This window comes from Pseudomonas sp. A014, from assembly GCF_052378495.1.
Classification (GTDB): Bacteria; Pseudomonadota; Gammaproteobacteria; order Pseudomonadales; family Pseudomonadaceae; genus Aquipseudomonas; species Aquipseudomonas machongensis.
In genome coordinates, this window is sequence record NZ_CP199001.1 from 3,755,701 (window position 1) to 3,772,227 (window position 16,527).

At 60.0% G+C, this 16,527-nt stretch carries 35 protein-coding genes; 18 read left to right on the top strand and 17 right to left on the bottom strand.

Annotation, left to right across the window (positions count from 1 at the left end):
- Nucleotides 1-285 precede the first annotated feature (285 nt).
- From ACTYOL_RS17295 to ACTYOL_RS17365, 15 genes are all read right to left on the bottom strand, one after another.
- Nucleotides 286-972, bottom strand: coding sequence for a hypothetical protein (locus tag ACTYOL_RS17295; RefSeq protein WP_444756798.1), 687 nt, complete (start codon nt 970-972; stop codon nt 286-288).
- Nucleotides 969-1,118, bottom strand: a complete 150-nt coding sequence (locus ACTYOL_RS17300) for a hypothetical protein (RefSeq protein ID WP_444756799.1) — start codon at nt 1,116-1,118, stop codon at nt 969-971. Before ACTYOL_RS17300 ends, ACTYOL_RS17295 begins: the two co-directional genes overlap by 4 nt.
- Nucleotides 1,115-1,474, bottom strand: coding sequence for an endodeoxyribonuclease RusA (locus ACTYOL_RS17305; protein WP_444758159.1), 360 nt, complete (start codon nt 1,472-1,474; stop codon nt 1,115-1,117). Before ACTYOL_RS17305 ends, ACTYOL_RS17300 begins: the two co-directional genes overlap by 4 nt.
- The gene (locus ACTYOL_RS17310; RefSeq protein ID WP_009396439.1) at nt 1,471-1,773 is read right to left on the bottom strand and encodes a nuclease domain-containing protein; all 303 of its coding nucleotides are present in this window, start codon (nt 1,771-1,773) and stop codon (nt 1,471-1,473) included. The genes ACTYOL_RS17305 and ACTYOL_RS17310 overlap by 4 nt, the downstream gene beginning before the upstream one ends.
- Nucleotides 1,770-2,228: a recombination protein NinB gene (locus ACTYOL_RS17315; RefSeq protein ID WP_444756800.1), complete on the bottom strand. Its 459-nt coding sequence runs from the start codon at nt 2,226-2,228 to the stop codon at nt 1,770-1,772. The genes ACTYOL_RS17310 and ACTYOL_RS17315 overlap by 4 nt, the downstream gene beginning before the upstream one ends.
- Nucleotides 2,221-2,382 (bottom strand): hypothetical protein, encoded by a 162-nt coding sequence (locus tag ACTYOL_RS17320; protein WP_444756801.1) that lies wholly within the window; start codon nt 2,380-2,382, stop codon nt 2,221-2,223. The genes ACTYOL_RS17315 and ACTYOL_RS17320 overlap by 8 nt, the downstream gene beginning before the upstream one ends.
- Complete coding sequence (locus ACTYOL_RS17325) at nt 2,375-2,698, bottom strand: hypothetical protein (RefSeq protein WP_444756802.1); 324 nt, start codon at nt 2,696-2,698, stop codon at nt 2,375-2,377. Before ACTYOL_RS17325 ends, ACTYOL_RS17320 begins: the two co-directional genes overlap by 8 nt.
- Nucleotides 2,695-3,009, bottom strand: coding sequence for a hypothetical protein (locus tag ACTYOL_RS17330; RefSeq protein WP_444756803.1), 315 nt, complete (start codon nt 3,007-3,009; stop codon nt 2,695-2,697). Before ACTYOL_RS17330 ends, ACTYOL_RS17325 begins: the two co-directional genes overlap by 4 nt.
- Complete coding sequence (locus ACTYOL_RS17335) at nt 3,009-3,200, bottom strand: hypothetical protein (RefSeq protein WP_444756804.1); 192 nt, start codon at nt 3,198-3,200, stop codon at nt 3,009-3,011. The genes ACTYOL_RS17330 and ACTYOL_RS17335 overlap by 1 nt, the downstream gene beginning before the upstream one ends.
- The gene (locus tag ACTYOL_RS17340) at nt 3,200-4,006 is read right to left on the bottom strand and encodes a hypothetical protein (RefSeq protein WP_444756805.1); all 807 of its coding nucleotides are present in this window, start codon (nt 4,004-4,006) and stop codon (nt 3,200-3,202) included. The genes ACTYOL_RS17335 and ACTYOL_RS17340 overlap by 1 nt, the downstream gene beginning before the upstream one ends.
- Nucleotides 3,993-4,898 (bottom strand): helix-turn-helix domain-containing protein, encoded by a 906-nt coding sequence (locus ACTYOL_RS17345; protein ID WP_444756806.1) that lies wholly within the window; start codon nt 4,896-4,898, stop codon nt 3,993-3,995. The genes ACTYOL_RS17340 and ACTYOL_RS17345 overlap by 14 nt, the downstream gene beginning before the upstream one ends.
- Complete coding sequence (locus tag ACTYOL_RS17350) at nt 4,895-5,146, bottom strand: hypothetical protein (RefSeq protein WP_444756807.1); 252 nt, start codon at nt 5,144-5,146, stop codon at nt 4,895-4,897. Before ACTYOL_RS17350 ends, ACTYOL_RS17345 begins: the two co-directional genes overlap by 4 nt.
- Nucleotides 5,143-5,934, bottom strand: coding sequence for a Rha family transcriptional regulator (locus ACTYOL_RS17355; protein WP_444758160.1), 792 nt, complete (start codon nt 5,932-5,934; stop codon nt 5,143-5,145). Before ACTYOL_RS17355 ends, ACTYOL_RS17350 begins: the two co-directional genes overlap by 4 nt.
- A 296-nt stretch (nt 5,935-6,230) precedes the next feature.
- Nucleotides 6,231-6,425 (bottom strand): hypothetical protein, encoded by a 195-nt coding sequence (locus ACTYOL_RS17360; RefSeq protein WP_160290763.1) that lies wholly within the window; start codon nt 6,423-6,425, stop codon nt 6,231-6,233.
- Nucleotides 6,426-6,454: 29 nt separating this feature from the next.
- Nucleotides 6,455-6,700, bottom strand: a complete 246-nt coding sequence (locus ACTYOL_RS17365; RefSeq protein ID WP_444756808.1) for a hypothetical protein — start codon at nt 6,698-6,700, stop codon at nt 6,455-6,457.
- A 115-nt stretch (nt 6,701-6,815) separates the two neighbouring features.
- On the opposite strand from ACTYOL_RS17365, the gene ACTYOL_RS17370 reads away from it, so the two are divergent.
- From ACTYOL_RS17370 to ACTYOL_RS17430, 13 genes are all read left to right on the top strand, one after another.
- Nucleotides 6,816-7,550, top strand: coding sequence for a S24 family peptidase (locus tag ACTYOL_RS17370; protein WP_444758161.1), 735 nt, complete (start codon nt 6,816-6,818; stop codon nt 7,548-7,550).
- Nucleotides 7,551-8,030: 480 nt separating this feature from the next.
- Nucleotides 8,031-8,216, top strand: coding sequence for a hypothetical protein (locus tag ACTYOL_RS17375; protein WP_444756809.1), 186 nt, complete (start codon nt 8,031-8,033; stop codon nt 8,214-8,216).
- Nucleotides 8,213-8,467 (top strand): hypothetical protein, encoded by a 255-nt coding sequence (locus tag ACTYOL_RS17380; protein ID WP_444756810.1) that lies wholly within the window; start codon nt 8,213-8,215, stop codon nt 8,465-8,467. Before ACTYOL_RS17375 ends, ACTYOL_RS17380 begins: the two co-directional genes overlap by 4 nt.
- Before the next feature lie 424 nt (nt 8,468-8,891).
- Nucleotides 8,892-9,134: a hypothetical protein gene (locus ACTYOL_RS17385; protein WP_444756811.1), complete on the top strand. Its 243-nt coding sequence runs from the start codon at nt 8,892-8,894 to the stop codon at nt 9,132-9,134.
- Between the two features lie 8 nt (nt 9,135-9,142).
- Nucleotides 9,143-9,340 carry a DUF551 domain-containing protein gene (locus ACTYOL_RS17390; protein ID WP_444758162.1) on the top strand — a complete coding sequence of 66 codons (198 nt, stop codon included), beginning with the start codon at nt 9,143-9,145 and terminating at the stop codon, nt 9,338-9,340.
- A 5-nt stretch (nt 9,341-9,345) separates the two neighbouring features.
- The gene (locus ACTYOL_RS17395; protein ID WP_444756812.1) at nt 9,346-9,570 is read left to right on the top strand and encodes a hypothetical protein; all 225 of its coding nucleotides are present in this window, start codon (nt 9,346-9,348) and stop codon (nt 9,568-9,570) included.
- A 20-nt stretch (nt 9,571-9,590) separates the two neighbouring features.
- Nucleotides 9,591-9,833 (top strand): hypothetical protein, encoded by a 243-nt coding sequence (locus tag ACTYOL_RS17400; RefSeq protein ID WP_444756813.1) that lies wholly within the window; start codon nt 9,591-9,593, stop codon nt 9,831-9,833.
- The gene (locus ACTYOL_RS17405) at nt 9,830-10,051 is read left to right on the top strand and encodes a hypothetical protein (protein ID WP_444756814.1); all 222 of its coding nucleotides are present in this window, start codon (nt 9,830-9,832) and stop codon (nt 10,049-10,051) included. Before ACTYOL_RS17400 ends, ACTYOL_RS17405 begins: the two co-directional genes overlap by 4 nt.
- 260 nt (nt 10,052-10,311) lie before the next feature.
- On the top strand, nt 10,312-10,455 hold the full coding sequence (locus ACTYOL_RS17410) for a hypothetical protein (RefSeq protein ID WP_444756815.1): 144 nt from the start codon (nt 10,312-10,314) through the stop codon (nt 10,453-10,455).
- Nucleotides 10,456-10,468: 13 nt separating this feature from the next.
- On the top strand, nt 10,469-11,095 hold the full coding sequence (locus tag ACTYOL_RS17415; RefSeq protein WP_444756816.1) for an AAA family ATPase: 627 nt from the start codon (nt 10,469-10,471) through the stop codon (nt 11,093-11,095).
- A 12-nt stretch (nt 11,096-11,107) separates the two neighbouring features.
- Nucleotides 11,108-11,794: a hypothetical protein gene (locus tag ACTYOL_RS17420; protein WP_444756817.1), complete on the top strand. Its 687-nt coding sequence runs from the start codon at nt 11,108-11,110 to the stop codon at nt 11,792-11,794.
- Nucleotides 11,795-11,796: 2 nt separating this feature from the next.
- Complete coding sequence (locus ACTYOL_RS17425) at nt 11,797-11,991, top strand: hypothetical protein (RefSeq protein ID WP_444756818.1); 195 nt, start codon at nt 11,797-11,799, stop codon at nt 11,989-11,991.
- 41 nt (nt 11,992-12,032) lie between these two features.
- Entirely contained in the window at nt 12,033-12,551 is a 519-nt protein-coding gene (locus tag ACTYOL_RS17430) for a hypothetical protein (protein ID WP_444756819.1), read from the top strand.
- Here ACTYOL_RS17430 and ACTYOL_RS17435 read toward each other — a convergent pair.
- Nucleotides 12,543-12,962 (bottom strand): hypothetical protein, encoded by a 420-nt coding sequence (locus tag ACTYOL_RS17435; RefSeq protein ID WP_444756820.1) that lies wholly within the window; start codon nt 12,960-12,962, stop codon nt 12,543-12,545. The two genes, ACTYOL_RS17430 and ACTYOL_RS17435, sit on opposite strands and share 9 nt — an antisense overlap.
- 14 nt (nt 12,963-12,976) lie before the next feature.
- Here ACTYOL_RS17435 and ACTYOL_RS17440 point away from each other — a divergent pair, with 14 nt between their 5' ends.
- The 5 genes from ACTYOL_RS17440 to ACTYOL_RS17460 all read left to right on the top strand — a co-directional run bounded on the left by ACTYOL_RS17440 (nt 12,977) and on the right by ACTYOL_RS17460 (nt 16,178).
- The gene (locus tag ACTYOL_RS17440) at nt 12,977-13,372 is read left to right on the top strand and encodes a hypothetical protein (protein ID WP_444756821.1); all 396 of its coding nucleotides are present in this window, start codon (nt 12,977-12,979) and stop codon (nt 13,370-13,372) included.
- 6 nt (nt 13,373-13,378) lie between these two features.
- Complete coding sequence (locus ACTYOL_RS17445; RefSeq protein ID WP_444756822.1) at nt 13,379-13,570, top strand: hypothetical protein; 192 nt, start codon at nt 13,379-13,381, stop codon at nt 13,568-13,570.
- A gap of 86 nt (nt 13,571-13,656) precedes the next feature.
- Complete coding sequence (locus ACTYOL_RS17450) at nt 13,657-14,607, top strand: phosphoadenosine phosphosulfate reductase domain-containing protein (RefSeq protein ID WP_444756823.1); 951 nt, start codon at nt 13,657-13,659, stop codon at nt 14,605-14,607.
- Between the two features lie 375 nt (nt 14,608-14,982).
- On the top strand, nt 14,983-15,771 hold the full coding sequence (locus ACTYOL_RS17455) for a hypothetical protein (protein WP_444756824.1): 789 nt from the start codon (nt 14,983-14,985) through the stop codon (nt 15,769-15,771).
- A gap of 2 nt (nt 15,772-15,773) precedes the next feature.
- Nucleotides 15,774-16,178: a DUF7446 family protein gene (locus ACTYOL_RS17460; protein ID WP_444756825.1), complete on the top strand. Its 405-nt coding sequence runs from the start codon at nt 15,774-15,776 to the stop codon at nt 16,176-16,178.
- 42 nt (nt 16,179-16,220) lie between these two features.
- On the opposite strand, the gene ACTYOL_RS17465 is transcribed toward ACTYOL_RS17460, so the two are convergent.
- Nucleotides 16,221-16,445, bottom strand: coding sequence for a hypothetical protein (locus ACTYOL_RS17465; protein WP_444756826.1), 225 nt, complete (start codon nt 16,443-16,445; stop codon nt 16,221-16,223).
- Between the last annotated feature and the right edge of the window lie 82 nt (nt 16,446-16,527).

The window sequence follows — 16,527 nt, forward strand, 5'->3', positions numbered from 1 at the left end:
CGATCCGGTCACGCGCCACCCTGAAAGCATGTGAGGTCAGGGTGCGCGGGCTGCCGGTGTTTTTCCGTACACCACACTACCGGCTAGCAGTGTCCAGGCTGTCCCGTTAGGGCTGCCCTGGCTGCAGTTGCATTTCTTGGTTCAAAAATCCCGGCACGCGCCAGGGACTCTTGAGGCCCTCTTCGGGCAATAAAAAACCCGGCTTTTTGGGCCGGGTTCAGGATGTTTTCGCCAAAGGCGAAATTATGACGATGGCGAAATAGTGCCAAAATACTCCTCAAACTGTCAAGCGGCTATTTCCTGCGCCTCGTCATTGCGCTGACGGAGCCGTTCCACCACCCGAGCAACTGGCTTGAGCGCCTGCTTGTCGAGCTTGTCGACCTGGGTGCAGAGCGCATCCCATACCTCCTGCCAGTCCCTGGCCCAGTTCTGCGGGTTCATCTTCTCGCCCGTGCGATCCTCGACGAACATGCACACTGCACCAGGCCCCATCGCATCGCCGCCGTGGACGAGGATCTTGTGCGATTGGAGAGCAGCCATGGCCATCCAGTAGGCTCGCTGCTTCTTGCGGTCTGTGAGCGCTTCCAGGCCGCTTCCGAGCCATACCAGACCATGGGAGATGCTCAGGTCGTTACCGCTGGCTACGGGCGAGTACAGGAAGTGTCCGAGGTGACGCAGCGACTTCGGCAGGGAGTCGATCGCCTGCAGCACCAGGCCGGCGGTCAGCATGTGCGCGCAGCGGTCATTGGTGAGGCGGCGGCCTGGGCGCGTCTCCTGCACCCCTTCCTTGCGAACCTCATACACCTTGCACACTTCCTGGCCGTCGTGGTTCTCCAGCATGACCATGATCTTCACATCACCGGAACCACCCTTCTTGCCTAGGGCTGCCTGCTCGGCTGCAACTGCCAGGGCAGATGCGCGGTTCTCGTGCAGTGCGTCGTGCCAAACCTGGCGGGCGCTGATTACTTTCATGGTCGTTCTCCCTGGGTGCGATTGTTTTTCTTCAGCAAAAACTCTTCGTAGTAGCGCTTGCGGCGGACCGCACCGGCCCAGGACAGCGCCCCGCCCGACACCACGATCAGCGCCGCCAAAATCAGAAATGCCCATGCTGGTGTCATGCTGCCGTCTCCTGCGCCTGTATGCGGACGCGCACGGCGCCGCCCTTGATCGTTTCCTTGCTCACCCTGATCTGCGTGGCAAACACGTTGTCGTCGATGCCCAGGGCATCCGCCAAGCCGTCACGGCCAGCCTTGAACATCGCCAGCAGGTTGTCGTCGTCGCGCCTGCGGCGATCTGGCGGCACGAACTCGAGCACGAGCAGTGCATCACCCTCTGGCGCCTTGATTCCGGCCTGCTTGGCCAGCAGGTGGCAGGCCGCCCGGTAGGACTTGGCCGCCTTGCTCTTCCTGGTCCAGTGCACCCGGGCATTCGGGCTGCATGCGGCCGGCGGCCACGGTAGTGTCAGATCCATCAGGCAGCTCCCTTGACGGTCAGAATTCCAGCCCGGATCAGGGCCTCATGAGTCTCAGCGATTGCCCGAGGCATGTCGGACCAGTCCACCTCTCCCTTCCCCCGACCATCGAGCACGTCGTGACAGGCGCTGCAGGCGTAGACCGCCACTGTGTCGAACCCCTTCATGCCCATGCCCTTCTGCCCGCATGGCAGGTGGGCCAGCACGGTGGTGTCCGGGTTGAAGTTGCAGATGCCAGGTATGCGGACTGTGCAGTCCTGGCCGCGGGCGCTCTCGCGAACCTTCTTGGATACAACCCTCATGCTGCCTCCCCGAACTCAATACGCATGCGCATGTATTCCGAATCCTCAGGGTGCGACAGGTAGATACCGTGCTCATTGGCCCACATGTCTACGCAGGTCATGAAGGCGTGCATTTCTCCCTTGTCCAGGTGGCTTGTGTGGCGGAGCTCATATCGCTCGGTGATCTCGCCGGTCTTTAGGTTGATGTCGGTGATTGGCGTTTCGCCCAAGAACGTCTGCTTGAGGTTGCGCTTCACGTGCTCGGCGTTCATCGCGGCACCGGTGGCGAAGGTCGTCTTACCCATGCGCACGAAGAACTGCGCGATCTCCTCGCACCACTTGTGGAACAGCGCGTTCTGGGGAAGGCTGCGCCCGGCGCCGGTGATCGCCACGTTGCAGGGAAAGCCCTTCTTGCGGATTGCTGCCTGTAGCTCGGCAAGGTCGCTGATCTGGTTGATGCGGATCTTCTCAGCCATGGCCGCGACCCTCGATCTTGCTGCACTCGAAGGTCCGCTTACCGACGTAAAACTTACCCAGGCGTTCGCATTCAGTGGCAACCGTGTAATGTGCCCAGGTCCAGCCGATGCCAATGCCGACGATCAGCGCGAAGAGAAGCCCGAACTTATCCATGGCTCGCCTCCTTGGCCATGGCCGCCGCGTGCAGCTTCGCTACGCACCCGGCAAGGTCGTGCTTCTCTTGGAAGTACTCACTTGCATAAGCGCCCCAGGCCGCCACATCTTCGGATGCTTCCAGCAGCGCCTTGCGCAGCGCCTCGTTCTCGGCCTTGAGCTGGCCGGTCTCCGCGAGCAGGGCCAGGATTTCAGAGGGATCACAGGCGTTCCGGAATTGGTACAGGAGTGCGTGCTCGTCATGGATCGTGGCGCAGCCTGTGGGGTGCAGAGCCACCTCAGCCAGCGCCTTCAGCTTCTGTTTGTCGATGGTCATGGCGCCACCTTCAGGCCCTGGGCCTCGATATGCTTACGCACCCGCGAGAGCACAGCGTCCTCACACATCGAGATTGCCTCAGCCGCCTCGTATTCTTCGTCGTCCTCGATTTCTGGGCTTACCCCGAACTCGGCAGCTGGAAGAGCCACCACCACGGCCTCGCGGGAGGCCGCCCAGCCACGCCATGCGATATTCAGTACTGTGTTGGCGTAGGTATCCTCATAGCGGCACGCCTTGATAACCTCGACCGGCATTACGAACTGGCCGCTCGCCCAATCCTCGAACTGCTCGCGCATCTTGTTGGTGTCCATCAGTGCTTCTCCCCGCGAATGTCGTCGAGTGCAGCGCGCATGCTGCTGTGAATGGCGTCGTAGTCCTTGACCGACTCTGGCGACAGGAAGCCAGCACCAGGCGGCTCAGCCAGATCCCACAGCCGCCCGTAGAGACGGCAGAAGGAGTCGCAGGCACTCACCAGCTTGTCGATTTGCTCTTGGGTAGCCATCACACCCCCTCCCCGGCCGGCTGCCCGGCGCGCTTGATGTTCAACTGAGCGACTGCGGCGCGTGTCTTCCGCTTGCGCAGATAGGTTTCGATGCGGCGGCGCTGGTCTTCCTTGGCGCGCTCGCGGTCTTTCTTGGCCTTGGCCGCCTTGAGGATGCAGCGCACCTCGGCGAGCTTTTCACGGGTCTTGGCGCTGGCCTGCGGGCGCACCTCACCGGTGAGCAGGCCCGCAATGGCCTGGCCGTCCTGGGTGATGGGCGCAATGCGCAGGTCAGCCAGGTACTTGGCGCCGGTTTCCTGAGTGATGAGCTGGGCGCGGACGGCGGATTCGATAGCCACCACTCGGCGCCCAGCGTCGTATCCCAGCGACACCTCCCACTTGGCCGGCTGGTCGTCGGCACGGGCGAAGCTGACCAGGCGCTCGTACGCGCTCATGAAGGCCATCCGGGCACCGACCTTGTCGCCAGCCTCAAGGATGGGCGCCGAGGCGATCATGGCCTGGCGGATTTCAGTTGTGAGCACCACGGTCTCGTGCTCATCACTGGCCGCCAAGGCAATCGACCACGCCTCATCCTTGCCGGGGCGGCTGTCGGCCGCGTGGATGTGCTTGAGGACCATGCCGAGCGAAAGGCGCCCAGCAGGCTCTCTACGGCACGCGCGCAGCGCACCAATGATCACGCCAGGCTCATAGGCCGAAAGATCCTCAGCGATGAGCTGAGCGCCTCCAGCGCTGATTGCCTGCCCCATTGCCTCGGCAGTGGCGCAGATAGCCACGGCCAGTTCGGCTTGTTCGTCAGAGGAAAGCATTGCGCTTACCCCCTTGGCCGTTGCGGATAGCGTCAGCCGCTTCCTGCGCCGCGTTGATGTTCGCCTGGGTCTGCTCCTGCTGGCGGGCAGTCGTGGCGTTCATCTGGCGGTTGGTCACCCACTGGGTGTGGTAGGCCTCGGCCTTGGCCAGCAGGTCGCCCAGGTTGTGGCAGCCGTTGATCAAGCGGGCGTCGTTGATCGTCAGGAAGTACGCGGCCACATGGTGAGCCACATCGATCCCAAGGCGGCTGATCAGCTGCCCAACCTGCCCGCCTGCCTTGGCGTTCCATACCGGCCACGCGTGGTAGCGCTTGCGGTAGGCCATGGCGTAATTCGCCCAGGCCTTGAAGGTTTTGCAGGACTGATCCTTCGGCCCTGGCATATCTGCCGGGATCTCGCAGCGCGGCTGCTGAGCCGTAAACGGAACCACGATACCCTCCGCGACCACGGCTTCAGCCTGGGTCGCAACTGGTTCAGTGACTGGTTCCTTTACTGATTCAAAAGAGTGACTGGTTCTGGGTGCAGCTCCTGCACTACCCCCTAGTGAATCTGCTGCACTAGGGGGTGAATCTTCTGCACTACCCTGGTGAATCTGCTGCACTACCCCTAGTGAATCTCCTGCACCACTCAAGGTCAGGTAGTAGACGTTCGAAGAGTTACCCTTTGGTCCGCCCTTGCGGATCTCTTTACGCAACAGGCCGGCACCGCACAGGGTGTTGATGTGGTTCATGACCGAGCGCTTGCTGATTTCGCACTGATCGGCAACGTGCTGGTATGACGGCCAGCACTCGCCCATGTCGTTGGCATTGTCTGCCAGCTTGATGAGCACCAGCTTGCGCAGCGGATTGCCGACCTTGGTCTTCATGGCCTTGACCATCAGTTCCATGCTCATGACGGCTCATTCCCTTCACGCATGGCGCGCAACTTGTCGCGCTGGATGATTTCGGTGCACTTGGCGTTGCCGTAGAAGCAGGCGTCTGGCATCCCTTTCGGATCGGAAAGGCAGCAGTCGGAGCAGATCCAGCCACATTCGCCACGGGCGGCTTGGTCGGTCCAGTCACGCATCTGCTTGTTCATACCTTCGAGGTAGGCTGGTAACTCGCTGTCCGGCATCTCGGTGACTTTCACAAAATCGCTCATGCTGCACCCCGCACGGCCTTGTCGTGGGTGTGCAGGCCGTCCCAGTTCTTCTTCATGGGAAGCTCGCCGGCCAGGTACAGCTCGTACAGGCGCACGGCGCCCTTTCGCAGGAGGATCGGCGTGTAGCTGATGAACGCTTCTTTTCCGTGCGGCGTGATCTCCTGCTGGTGCTCGGTCATGTACTTGTCGCGGGCGTAAGCGGCCACACGGTACCGGGTGCCGGACTTGCTCTCGTTGTAGAGCCAATTACGGCGTTCGAGGAAGTGCCCTACCTGCATCACGTTGACCCCATTGAGGCCCTTGCAGAACTGGACGTGGCTCATGCCTTCCTTGAACAGGTTCTCCAGGTGGTCGATCTTCTTGGCCTGGGCTTCGACCTGGACGGTGAGCAGAACACGGGCTTTCTCCGACTCCAGGGCCATCTGGAGGATTTCCAGCTTGCTGAGGTCGGCAGGCGCGGACGGGGCCGCTTTTGCTTCGAGCTCCTGCCAGCGGTCGATAACCCTGGCTCGGTGCTCATCGCTGTATCCGGCCACCACCAGGTGGGTATCGCGCTCGATCAGGTCGTAAACTTCGATTGGGCGCCCGCCCGTGGCTTCACGACGGCTTTTACGACTTGATCGCAAAAGGTTTTTCGAGAAAAGACGCTCAATGGTGGCCACCACATCGTTGTGGCGAGCCTCTACCAAGTCGGCGATTTCACGCGACGACATCGTGCGCGCCACGAAATCGTGGTTCGCATTTTGTGGCGCGGGCCGGATGAGGGCCTGTACACTTGGGGTCTGCATATGCATAATTGGTCTCACTTATGTGATGTTGCAGAGAGCCGGGGCGCAATCCCGGCTTTTTTGTGCCTGTCTCCAGGGCTTCCCTTTTCAGGGCCTTTTAAGGCCGAGGCAGGTGCCGGATTTTCCCGGCGCCCTTAGGCCTCGTTTTCTCGACCAGGCTCTCCCGCACTATCTGGACGGCGTACTGTTCCGGCGTTACTCCGGCTTCCCTCGCCTTCTCTTCAAGCTTTCGGTAAAAGCGCTCCTCGAGGCCGTGGCAGATCGTGGTTTCAGCCATGGGTCCCCCTTGCGGGCCTTCAGGCCGTCTGCGTTGTCTCGTTATCATCCTGAGAGATCAGGTGAGCGAGCTTCTCTTCCACACACATGCGAACGAAGACAGCTGGTTGCAGACGGTGGAGCTTTGCCACTGCCCTGACTGCCTCGTACGTGTCCTCGTCGTAACGAGACTTGATCTCCCTGTCTTTCAGGTGGCGGCTATCGTCGTAGCTCATCGGTTGATGGTTCCTTGCTTGTGAATTGGTTAAGCGGCGGATTCGGCAGTCGTTGCCGCGATCGCTGCGAGTTTCGGGAAGAACGAGAAGGCCGAGACGCGGCCGTCGGTTGCCTTGTGCAGGTTCGCGGCTACGTCCTCGGATGGTTTCCGATGGCCTCCAGCGATCAGCCACAGGTAGCCGACCGAGATTCCCGATGCGTCTGCCACGCGCTGGCGCTCGTCGGCGCTGGCTCCAGAAAGCCAGTTCTGCATATCTGGGATGGGGGTTTTCATCTTCGTCACCTTTCCGGGAGATAAACCAAATTTATCTCACTGATAATTTTTAGGCAACCGATGATTGATCAGCAAGGTTATTTATCACATGGATAAAAGCGGCGATCATCCGCGCATGGACATGAACACCATTCGACGCGACAACCTGCGCACCCTTGCGGCGCGCTACCCATCACAGGCCGAATTCGCTGCGGCGTGCGGGACTGCACCCTCAGTTATCAGCCTGATCGTTTCCCCCAACCCAAAGAGAAATCTCGGCGACAAGCTGGCCAGGAAGATCGAGGCGGCCGCCGGGCTGCCACATGGCTGGTTGGACCAGGTCCATGGACAGATCGCGAAACGTTCGGTGCAGCCGAATGCCTCCATTGAGTCGGAAGGCATTGAGGAATGGGCGGACGATACCCCGCTCGATGACGATGAAATCGAGCTTCCTTTTCTGAAGGAAGTCGAGCTGTCCGCAGGAGGCGGGAAAACGGTGATCGAGGTCAGCGGTACCAGAAAGCTCAGATTCGGCAAGTACACCGTGCGCAACCTGGGCGTTCAGCCCGAACAGGCTGTGTGCGTTTCGATCTCGGGCAATTCGATGGAGCCAGTGCTGCAGAACGGCGGCACCGTGGCCGTGGATCGGTCCAAGAACAAGGTTTCCGATGTCGTCGACGGCAAGATGTACGCTCTGAATCACGCTGGGCACGTCCGGGTGAAGCAGCTCTACCGCACTCCACGCGGAGGCCTCCGCCTGCGCAGCTTCAACCGCGACGAGCACCCAGATGAGGAGTACACCGCCGACGAGCTGATGGCTGAGGAAATCACCATCATCGGTCGCGTTTTCTGGGGCGCTTCGTTCTTCTAGGCTCAAGCAACCCGTCAAGCCCGCCAAGCGCGGGCTTTTTTTCGTCCCGAGAAACTCACTCTGATAAACGCGCCGACCATCTTTCGGAGATAAATTTATCAAATTGATATTGACAGCCATTTATCGCGCAGATAAATTTCATCTCAAGCAGTCACCGAACAGGGACTGCCGAGGCCCTCAAGCCTCACCGCTCTTTAACATCGCCAAGCGTCACTCACCCTACGCCTCAGCAACAGCTCGGCCATAAGCCTGGGTGAGATTTTGAAATGCGGCAGGCTCCCTTGCCCGACATGTCGGCTCGCTGGTCTGTTGAGAGTTATCGAATTCAGCTGCTGCGCCCGGCACGCCGACGCAGCGGCCAGTAAAGACATAGCGATTTGAGCCAGCGACCGACGCCAGTAGCGGGTCGCGGCGCACCACGAGATTCACTGAAGCACCTGGGCAACCGGGTGCTTTGGGAATCCACTGGAGGAACAAAGCATGAACAAAGTCCTTCGCATCACCCTTGCTGGAGAGCACGAGCTGTTCGCCGACGCTGACTTGGCGGCCTGCATTCGAGAGGCAAACCGAATCAACTCCGAGCGCGGCTACACCAATGGTGTTTGCGTGGTTGAGATGGAAGACGGCCAGCGCATGACGGCGGCTGACTGCAAGGCGGCGGCATGAGTGCCGCGGAAATGACGCGCGAAGAGGCCTACGCACACATCGCGCAGATCGCCGAAAAGCACGCGCTGATAGCTCAGGCGTTTGGAGGGGTGATCACCGTAGTTCACCCCGAGACTCAGCGGGCGCATGGCATCGAGGAGAAGTGCCTGTACATGGCTGGCCAGGGAAAGTACCCCAAGGGCAAGACAGAGCCTGTCCCGGTTGCGAAGAAGCCTCTCGCGCTTGAGCAGCCAGACCTGTTCGCATCCTGACAGCCGGAAAGACGGCCCGATTCACCTGGTCCCCCATCACCAGGCTGCATCGGAGTGTGATCTGAATGCGCAGGCTGATGCGCAAACCTTGCCTCGTTGGCGAGCTACTGGGGCCTCAAAGAGTTAGGCCGCCAAGCCGGAGATCAGCACCGGCCAGATCACACCCCGATGCAGAGAAGCGCCCAGCTCCGGGCGCGGTTACCGAAGCACCTGTGGACGTCCCTCCCCTCGCTTCGGGGGGAAACGAATTGCGCCGCTGGATGGGTCCACGCCAAGCCAGCTTCCGGGGTAGCGCCCGGCATCTGCATCACCCCTTCCCTTCACATACGACCGCATTAGGCAGGCGCCAGGCCACCTTTCACGGTGGGTTTGGTCACCCGCGCCTGGCTCCTGGCCAATGCGGTTGGCTACCGAGGTTCACACGATGAGCAAAGATACAGGCGGTCCGGCGTTCCCGGTCTCGTATGACCACGACACCTTTCAGCCAACTCATGTCGATGAGGCCAAGCGGCTGATGTCCGGCATGGATCTGCGCGACTACTTCGCGGCCAAGGCCCTGCAGGGATTGTGCGCCGATCCGAACACCTCGGGTGCCAAACGCGAGCATCTGGTAGCCGAGTGCTACGAACTGGCCGACGCAATGATCGCCGCCCGGGTGAAGCCATGAGCGGCTGGATGAGGCTCATGGACAGGATCCCAGATCAGGGCCAGCGCGTACTCGTGTACTCGTCTGATCTCAGGGTCATGTCCGGGCAGTACTTCATGCACGAGCCAGGAATACACGACGGCGACACTGGGTTCTGTGATGAGAACGGAGACGACATTTTCCCCGTTACCCACTGGCAACCCCTCCCTTCCCCACCCACCGAGTAACCAAGATGAGCAAATACGCCTCATATGACCAGTTGTTGCTGGACTTGATCGATGCCGGAGTTCGTCAGTACAGCGCTCTGTGTTCTCGCCTGAACAAGGCCGGCGAAAAAGTCAGTCCCGATCGCGATCCTTGGCGCACCACTGATGCCCGGCTTCAGTCGCTGCGCAAGGCGGGAAAGATTGCCTACGACCGCAGTCGCGATTCTTGGTACCGCGTCATTCCCGAGTAACCCACCACCTGGAGTCGACCATGGCTCGTGAAATTGAGCTGTACGCAGACAGCGCCCAGGCGCGCGAGACGGATCGACTACACGTAGATCACCTGTTCGCCGACATGGACTCTGACGCAGCCAGGGAGGCCAACGCCCAGTGGCTGCAGATGCTGCGTGAGAAGGAAGAGCGCCACCGCAAACAGTTGCCCAGGATGATCGCCGGGGCGATTGATCAAATAGCCAATCGCTGGGGCTACATGGGCCCTCGGAGGCCGCAATGAACAACTCAATCCGAAAGCAGGCCGAGGACATCATCCTCTCTCGAATCGAGGCGCTGGCCGCTTCAACGGGCTCCGTGATCATCAGGCACGGCATCCACCGAGAAGCGGAAACCGCAATCGACATGGCAGGCCTGTGCGGCGCCATCGATATCACTCAGCAGCGCCACTACAAGGAGCGCCTGAGCCGCATCGTTTCGATGGAGGGTAACCAGCCATGAACGGAAAGTGCCGAGCGGTGATCGCCGCCAACATTCCAGATCTTGTGAGAGCCCTGCAGTTGCAGGGCTTTTTCTTGGTCGCATCCCTTCCGAGCCGCATAGAGGTGCGGGGGACCATGTTTGTTGTGAGGTTCCCATGACTAGCTATCAGCGCGCCCGCCGCATGGCAACCTGGCGCGGCAGCGTCATCACGCTTTCGCTCTGCACTTCCTGGATGCTCGCCAGCGCTTACGCTGGCTGTATCACCTCTTGAGGTAACCATGAACACAACACCCCGCCTGGCCGCCCATCTCGATTGGATGACGGTCGGATCGTTCTCGCCTGAGCGGTACCAGGGCGAAGAGCGCAAAGAGTACGAAGACGAAGCCGCTCGCATTGAGCGGCAATGGGACAACCACCCGTAATTACGAGGCAGACATGGCAACCGTATCGATAATCCTAGGCAAGTCAGGCAGCGGCAAAAGCACATCTCTTCGCAACCTTGACCCTGAACAAGTGGCTCTCATCCAAATCATCAAGAAGCCGCTTCCATTCCCAGACGCTTCGAAATGGAAGGCCTTGGTAACTGACGATCACAGCTTGATCATTCGTGCCTGCCAGAAAACGCAACGAAAGGTGATCGTGATTGACGATTTCCAGTACATGCTGGCCAACGAATTCATGCGCAGAAGCGGAGAGCGCGGATTCGACAAGTTCACCGAAATCGGTCGGCACACCTGGGACGTCTTCGACGCAATGCTCAAGCTCCCGGACGATGTTCGGGTCTACATCCTGAGCCACACCGAAGAGACGGACAGCGGCCAGATCAAGATGAAAACCATCGGCAAGATGCTGGATGAAAAGATCACCCTGGAAGGCATGGTGACCATAGTTCTCCGCTCGGTCGTGCAGGACGGGCAAAACTTCTTCTCCACCCGCAACAACGGATCGGACACCACGAAGGCCCCTATGGGCATGTTCGAGGACGACCTGATCGACAACGACCTGGCTGCCGTAGACGCGGCCATCTGTAACTACTACGCAATCACCCAACAGGCAGCCTAAGGAGGCAGCAACATGGCTCGTTCCTACGCGCTCGATACCCAAGCAGCGAAAGAAGCAAACACTGGTGGAAAGCGCATCACTGAAACCGGCAAATACCCAGGCACTATCGCGGCGGCCTTCTACGAGCAGAACCAGAACGGCACCGAGATCGTGAACATCATGTTCATCTCCGACAGTGGGCAGGAATGCGGGCCTCTGCCGCTGTACACGCACAATGGCCGAGGCGAGGTAATCGCTGGCTACAAGACCCTGAACGCGCTGATGACCTGTGCGAAGGTCAAGAAGTTATCCTGGCATAACCAGCCTCTCGATCTGTACGACTATGACGAGCAGAAGGTCGTATCCAAGCAGAAGGAGTGCTGCATCGAGCTTGCCGGCAAGAAGATCGGCCTGGTCCTGCAGCAGGAGGAGTATCGAAAAGGCAATGGTGAAGTTGGCGAGCGCATGGTGCTTGCAGCTCCTTTCGAACACGGGAGCGAGCGCATGGCAGCCGAGATCCTTGGCGGCCAGAGCCAGGCTGCCGCCTTGGGTAGCTACATCGCATATATCGCCAAAAACCCTGTCCGCAAGCTGCGAGATGGTGGGCAGCCTGCCAACCAGTCCTACAGCCAGCCGCAGCAGAGCCAGCAGGCCGCGCCGCCGGACAACTTCGACGACGATATCCCGTTCGCCCCGCTCCACCACCTGACAGGTGCATAGCCATGAGCGCTTGCGGCGAGCATCCCAGCGTCTACTACCTTGGCCGGGAATGTCGCCGCAACGGAGGCGGCAAACTGGCCAACCCATTTGCTTCTCACACGTTCCACGGCTCATGGTTCCTTGCCGGTTGGAACGACATGGACATGGAAATTGAGCAGAAAAATCCGAAGCGCACTGCAAAGAACAAGGCGGCGTGAGCAGTTCAACCTACCGCCCAGCGGATTGAAGGAGGTGCCGTATGGCGATGTCACAGCAGGCCCGCGACGAGAAACGTCGCGCCAAGGCCGAGCGCCTGCAGGAAGAAGACCTGCGCTTGAAGGTTCGACCAGGGACTAAAAAGGCCCTGCTGGAGCTGATGGAGTGGGCCGGGATCGAGGAGCAGGGCGAGGCGATGACGCTGATGATTCATCACATCGAGGCGCTCGGGCATCACGCGCTGTTCAGGATAGCGCGCCACGAAATCGAAGCTCACCGAGACGTGGCGCGCACTGAACCTCTGCGGCTGTCAGCCCGGAAACGAACCGGGCAGCACCTGCGCGCCATCTGCGGCTGGGCCGACGCCACCTACAGCCAGATGATGGAAGCGCTGATCCACGGCATTTACGGCCTGGGCAGGCTGCACGCAGCGAAGTTTCTCACCCCGCCGCGGCATGAGATCAGCATCTCTCCCCGCCTAGCCCTGGCCTTCGACCGGAAGAGTATGCTGATGATTCAGCAGGATCCGGGAGACAGCATTATCGCCCCAAGCTCATCGTAGGCCGCTGAACAGCTTAGCCTTCACATACTCAGCGCCGGCGGTCTTTTGCATTTCTACCCAGCTTTCAAAGTCGGTGTTCTCCTTGATGAAAGTATCCCACTCGTCATCAGGTATTGCTGCAAAGTCTTCAGCGGTATCAACCTTGAAGCCAGAAGCAGCGAACAATGCCTCAAGATCTGCGAACTTGCTATGGGCTGAAATGAAGGCTGGATTCATCATGTCGACGAGCTTGACCTGGTGCTTACCGTCGACCTCCTTAGCGTTTTCGATCAGTTTATCCAGTCCGCTACGGTCAATTTTTACCGACATGTCTGATTCCCCTTTCTGATCCGGCCCCATGCCGGTCACCCGTAATACCCCATCCCAAACCAAATTGCCACCATGCCGCCACCAGCACGGAGGGCGGCGCATGCATGGAGAAAGCCATGAGCGATACCGAAGCCAGCCCGAGCCTGGCAACCGGCCACCCGATGGACGCGGACACCTGGCAGGACTTCGTCGCCCGACTTCGCCACCACTGCAACGGCCAGGGCGTGAAGTGGCACCACACGGCTTGCGCGATATTCACCGTTCAGCAGAAGCGCATCGACTACGGCTATGAGGCCGACTACGCCGAGGGCCTGGCGGTCTGCCTGGAAGACAACAGGTGGTTCCACCCTGAGGAATACTGGGCAGGTCTCGACGAGGAAGAGCAGCACGAAATCGACCTAGCTGTGCACGATCGATACGAGTGCAATTTCCTCGAGCTGAATACTGACGACCAGTGGGAGTTCCTGGGCGAACTCGACGACCACACCGTCATCGGTTGGAACAAGCGCTAGGAGATCGTGAACAGCCACTTCACCAAGGAAGCGGCCGAGGCCTTCATTCGCCGCAAGCAGCACGACTACCCCGAGCTGCGGGTCTACGTCGAGTCGCAGTACCACGCCTGGGAGTTCGAGGCGATCAAGGCCGCCATCCTTGACGGCACGCTGGTCTACCAGCCAAAGCCTGCGACTGAAAACACCCCTACCGCCTGACCCTCCGGCGCTGCCCGCCAGCGCCTTCCCCTATTCAACGATAACGCCGACCCGGCGAGGGCGGCGCCTGCACGCAAGGATTTTCCATGGCCGAATACAACATCATCAGCATGAGCGGCGGTAAAGACAGTACGGCCACGCTGCTGGTGGCTCGCGAACTTGAGGTTCCGAAACTCAGCGCCGTATTTGCAGACACCGGGCACGAACACCCGGCCACCTACGAATATGTGCACTACCTGGCCGAAGCCACCGGCGTGCCAATCCGCTGGGTGAAGGCTGACTTCTCGCGGCCGATCGCCAACAAGCGGAAGTTCGTCGAAACCAAGTGGCCAGAGAAGGGCGTGCCTCAGGCGGTGGTGTTGGCTGCCCTTGACGTTCTGCACCCGACTGGCAACCCATTTCTCGACCTGTGCCTGTGGAAAGGCCGTTTCCCATCGTCAAAAGTCCGCTTCTGCACTGAGGAGCTTAAGCGCAACCCAATCATCGAGCAGGTGTTCCTGCCGCTGTTGGATGGCGACAGCATGGTGCTGTCTTGGCAGGGCGTGCGGGCCGACGAGTCCGTCGACCGCCGCTATCTACCGGAATGTGACGAGGTTGGCGGCGGCCTGTTCAACTATCGGCCGATCCTCAAGTGGCCGGTCGAGGCTGTATTCGAGGCTCACCGCGTCTCCGGGATCAAACCGAACCCGCTGTACCTGCAGGGCTGCAACCGTGTCGGATGCATGCCGTGCGTAATGTGTGCGAAGGACGAACTGCGCGAGATCGCATCCCGGTGGCCCGAGGAGGTCGCCAGGGTCCGCGAATGGGAACGCCTGGTCAGCATCGCCAGCAAGCGCGGATCGGCCACGTTCTTTACAGCGACCAACGACCCCACCGTGCATGCTAACGACAACATCAGTGCCGCAACCCACGGCATCGACCGCATGGTCGACTGGGCCAATACAGCACGCGGAGGTCGCCAGTTCGACATGATCGACCTGATCGCCCGCACCGACAGCCAGCGCAGCTGTTCTTCTGCCTACGGCCTTTGCGAATAGATCTTAAGGCTTGGCAGGAAAGCGTTTCGGCGAATTCCTGTCGTAAAGCTGCCAGATCTGTCGCCGAATATTGTGCTCATCAATGCTTCCAACATCGCCAAGATCAAAACTCCTAATGGCACTTTGGATAGCGGAAAAGCACGTCTGGTCAATTTGATGCTCGAAGTCAGCTAGCTGGATTCCTCGCAGATTGCTCACGGCAGATTTCAGCCGCTCAAGGTCTGACCCGGAATGGGTCACTAAGGCCTCTACGGCGTTCTTTAGCTCAAAGTGAATTTCATTTTTTCCGTACAAAGCGCTTTCCTCCCGGCCTTCGCCAACCGAAACATCAATACCCCATGCGAATAAGATTCGCCAGCACCGCGAGGTATCCCCATGCCCACAGAAAACCGATCCACAATGGTCAGCGTGCCGCGCGAGCTGACTCGTGAAATGCTCAATGGCGTGTGCATGCACCCTGACCTCGCAAGGTCAATCTGGAGCGCACTGCTGAAGAGTGCGCCGCAGCCAGCCCAGCACCAGGGCGAGCCATTCGCCTGGTTCGACCCCAAGACCTCCCACTTCCTCACAGCAGATGGGCGGGCAACAACACTGAGCATGGGCCACGGCGACCGACTGGAGCGGTATAGCGTTCCGCTCTACATCCACCCAGTGCCTGCCGAACCGGTCGCCGAAGTTCGGTACATGGGCTACGAGCCCTCGAACCACCTCAACTGGCTGAACGGGAACGACCTCCAGCTGCTGGCCGACGGCAAAAAGCTCTACACCCACCCAGCGCCAGCAGATCCCAACATGCGCTGGAAGGCCGTGGCCGATGAACAGGTGCAGGTGATTACAGGTTTGAAATCCGAGGTTGAGCGGCTGCGCGCTGAGATCGAACGCATGCGAGAACGCGTAACGCCTACGCACAAGTCGCTGATCGGGAAGCATGCCGAGATCATCAAGGAACGCGACACCCTGCGAGCCTGGCTGGCCGAGCGGGATGCGCTGCTGCGTGGGCTGAAGAATCGCCCGGTGCATGAGTGGGCTAGCGGAAAGATAGATGACGAGATCGATGCCGCCCTATCCGCCAGCGCAGAGCCGGTCGATCCAAATAAACCCTGCAACCACGACTACCGCCTGGGCGAATGCACCAAGTGCGGCTGCATCAGCGCCACGGAGTAGCCATGAAGAAAATTCGCATTGCAGTAACGGCGCTGGCTGGACGAGTTATCGCCGGGGCCGAGAACGCCAAGGGCAACGCAATCACCGAGGCTTCCCGACAGGACGTGACCAGCGACTTCATGAAAGCCGTGATCGACAAGGCCGAATACCACGGTGGTTCATTCGTCATCGAGGGTGGCGACCAAAAGTGGGAAGTGACTGTCAAGGATGCCACCGCGGAGCAGAGCGCGCCGGTTGAGCGCGATGAGCGGGCGGCGTTCGAGAAAGCCGTGATCGACAAGGCGGAGCACTTTCATCCCAATCTGGAACAGTACGGCGAGCACCCTGACGCAGAATATCGGGATGCCCGCGTCGAATGGGCTTGGGGCTTGTGGCAAGCCCGCGCCGCCCTGGAGCGCAAGCCGTAACACCCACCCCGCTGTAACCCCTCTCCCCTCTATTCACTGCCGCTAGGTTGTCTCAATACCTTCGTCGTGGCTGCTGGCGGCATCGACTTGCACGGCAGCGAACCGCATCCACTCCTCAAATGCGATTCGGTGCGAGCGGCACGTTTCCTCCCAGTCAACCCCGCTCATTCGTCCGTAGGCGATTTGATTCATGGTTTCGGAAATCTGGGAATCAAGCTCTTTCAGAAGCTTGTAGGCCTGGTAGCGACCTTCTTTGGCGCTAGGCATATAGCTCACCTTTTTGGTGGATGAATGAGCTATCAGCTTCAACGGCTCATGCGGTGGACCTCCCCACCAGCTTTTAAATCCC

Bases quoted from the DNA above. Each gene is read 5' to 3' on its own strand.
- ACTYOL_RS17295 (WP_444756798.1), bottom strand. From the start codon at position 972: ATGAAAGTAATCAGCGCCCGCCAGGTTTGGCACGACGCACTGCACGAG.
- ACTYOL_RS17300 (WP_444756799.1), bottom strand. From the start codon at position 1,118: ATGACACCAGCATGGGCATTTCTGATTTTGGCGGCGCTGATCGTGGTG.
- ACTYOL_RS17310 (WP_009396439.1), bottom strand. From the start codon at position 1,773: ATGAGGGTTGTATCCAAGAAGGTTCGCGAGAGCGCCCGCGGCCAGGAC.
- ACTYOL_RS17315 (WP_444756800.1), bottom strand. From the start codon at position 2,228: ATGGCTGAGAAGATCCGCATCAACCAGATCAGCGACCTTGCCGAGCTA.
- ACTYOL_RS17320 (WP_444756801.1), bottom strand. From the start codon at position 2,382: ATGGATAAGTTCGGGCTTCTCTTCGCGCTGATCGTCGGCATTGGCATC.
- ACTYOL_RS17325 (WP_444756802.1), bottom strand. From the start codon at position 2,698: ATGACCATCGACAAACAGAAGCTGAAGGCGCTGGCTGAGGTGGCTCTG.
- ACTYOL_RS17330 (WP_444756803.1), bottom strand. From the start codon at position 3,009: ATGGACACCAACAAGATGCGCGAGCAGTTCGAGGATTGGGCGAGCGGC.
- ACTYOL_RS17335 (WP_444756804.1), bottom strand. From the start codon at position 3,200: ATGGCTACCCAAGAGCAAATCGACAAGCTGGTGAGTGCCTGCGACTCC.
- ACTYOL_RS17340 (WP_444756805.1), bottom strand. From the start codon at position 4,006: ATGCTTTCCTCTGACGAACAAGCCGAACTGGCCGTGGCTATCTGCGCC.
- ACTYOL_RS17345 (WP_444756806.1), bottom strand. From the start codon at position 4,898: ATGAGCATGGAACTGATGGTCAAGGCCATGAAGACCAAGGTCGGCAAT.
- ACTYOL_RS17350 (WP_444756807.1), bottom strand. From the start codon at position 5,146: ATGAGCGATTTTGTGAAAGTCACCGAGATGCCGGACAGCGAGTTACCA.
- ACTYOL_RS17355 (WP_444758160.1), bottom strand. From the start codon at position 5,934: ATGCAGACCCCAAGTGTACAGGCCCTCATCCGGCCCGCGCCACAAAAT.
- ACTYOL_RS17360 (WP_160290763.1), bottom strand. From the start codon at position 6,425: ATGAGCTACGACGATAGCCGCCACCTGAAAGACAGGGAGATCAAGTCT.
- ACTYOL_RS17365 (WP_444756808.1), bottom strand. From the start codon at position 6,700: ATGAAAACCCCCATCCCAGATATGCAGAACTGGCTTTCTGGAGCCAGC.
- ACTYOL_RS17370 (WP_444758161.1), top strand. From the start codon at position 6,816: ATGGACATGAACACCATTCGACGCGACAACCTGCGCACCCTTGCGGCG.
- ACTYOL_RS17375 (WP_444756809.1), top strand. From the start codon at position 8,031: ATGAACAAAGTCCTTCGCATCACCCTTGCTGGAGAGCACGAGCTGTTC.
- ACTYOL_RS17380 (WP_444756810.1), top strand. From the start codon at position 8,213: ATGAGTGCCGCGGAAATGACGCGCGAAGAGGCCTACGCACACATCGCG.
- ACTYOL_RS17385 (WP_444756811.1), top strand. From the start codon at position 8,892: ATGAGCAAAGATACAGGCGGTCCGGCGTTCCCGGTCTCGTATGACCAC.
- ACTYOL_RS17390 (WP_444758162.1), top strand. From the start codon at position 9,143: ATGAGGCTCATGGACAGGATCCCAGATCAGGGCCAGCGCGTACTCGTG.
- ACTYOL_RS17395 (WP_444756812.1), top strand. From the start codon at position 9,346: ATGAGCAAATACGCCTCATATGACCAGTTGTTGCTGGACTTGATCGAT.
- ACTYOL_RS17400 (WP_444756813.1), top strand. From the start codon at position 9,591: ATGGCTCGTGAAATTGAGCTGTACGCAGACAGCGCCCAGGCGCGCGAG.
- ACTYOL_RS17405 (WP_444756814.1), top strand. From the start codon at position 9,830: ATGAACAACTCAATCCGAAAGCAGGCCGAGGACATCATCCTCTCTCGA.
- ACTYOL_RS17410 (WP_444756815.1), top strand. From the start codon at position 10,312: ATGAACACAACACCCCGCCTGGCCGCCCATCTCGATTGGATGACGGTC.
- ACTYOL_RS17415 (WP_444756816.1), top strand. From the start codon at position 10,469: ATGGCAACCGTATCGATAATCCTAGGCAAGTCAGGCAGCGGCAAAAGC.
- ACTYOL_RS17420 (WP_444756817.1), top strand. From the start codon at position 11,108: ATGGCTCGTTCCTACGCGCTCGATACCCAAGCAGCGAAAGAAGCAAAC.
- ACTYOL_RS17425 (WP_444756818.1), top strand. From the start codon at position 11,797: ATGAGCGCTTGCGGCGAGCATCCCAGCGTCTACTACCTTGGCCGGGAA.
- ACTYOL_RS17430 (WP_444756819.1), top strand. From the start codon at position 12,033: ATGGCGATGTCACAGCAGGCCCGCGACGAGAAACGTCGCGCCAAGGCC.
- ACTYOL_RS17435 (WP_444756820.1), bottom strand. From the start codon at position 12,962: ATGCGCCGCCCTCCGTGCTGGTGGCGGCATGGTGGCAATTTGGTTTGG.
- ACTYOL_RS17440 (WP_444756821.1), top strand. From the start codon at position 12,977: ATGAGCGATACCGAAGCCAGCCCGAGCCTGGCAACCGGCCACCCGATG.
- ACTYOL_RS17450 (WP_444756823.1), top strand. From the start codon at position 13,657: ATGGCCGAATACAACATCATCAGCATGAGCGGCGGTAAAGACAGTACG.
- ACTYOL_RS17455 (WP_444756824.1), top strand. From the start codon at position 14,983: ATGCCCACAGAAAACCGATCCACAATGGTCAGCGTGCCGCGCGAGCTG.
- ACTYOL_RS17460 (WP_444756825.1), top strand. From the start codon at position 15,774: ATGAAGAAAATTCGCATTGCAGTAACGGCGCTGGCTGGACGAGTTATC.
- ACTYOL_RS17465 (WP_444756826.1), bottom strand. From the start codon at position 16,445: ATGCCTAGCGCCAAAGAAGGTCGCTACCAGGCCTACAAGCTTCTGAAA.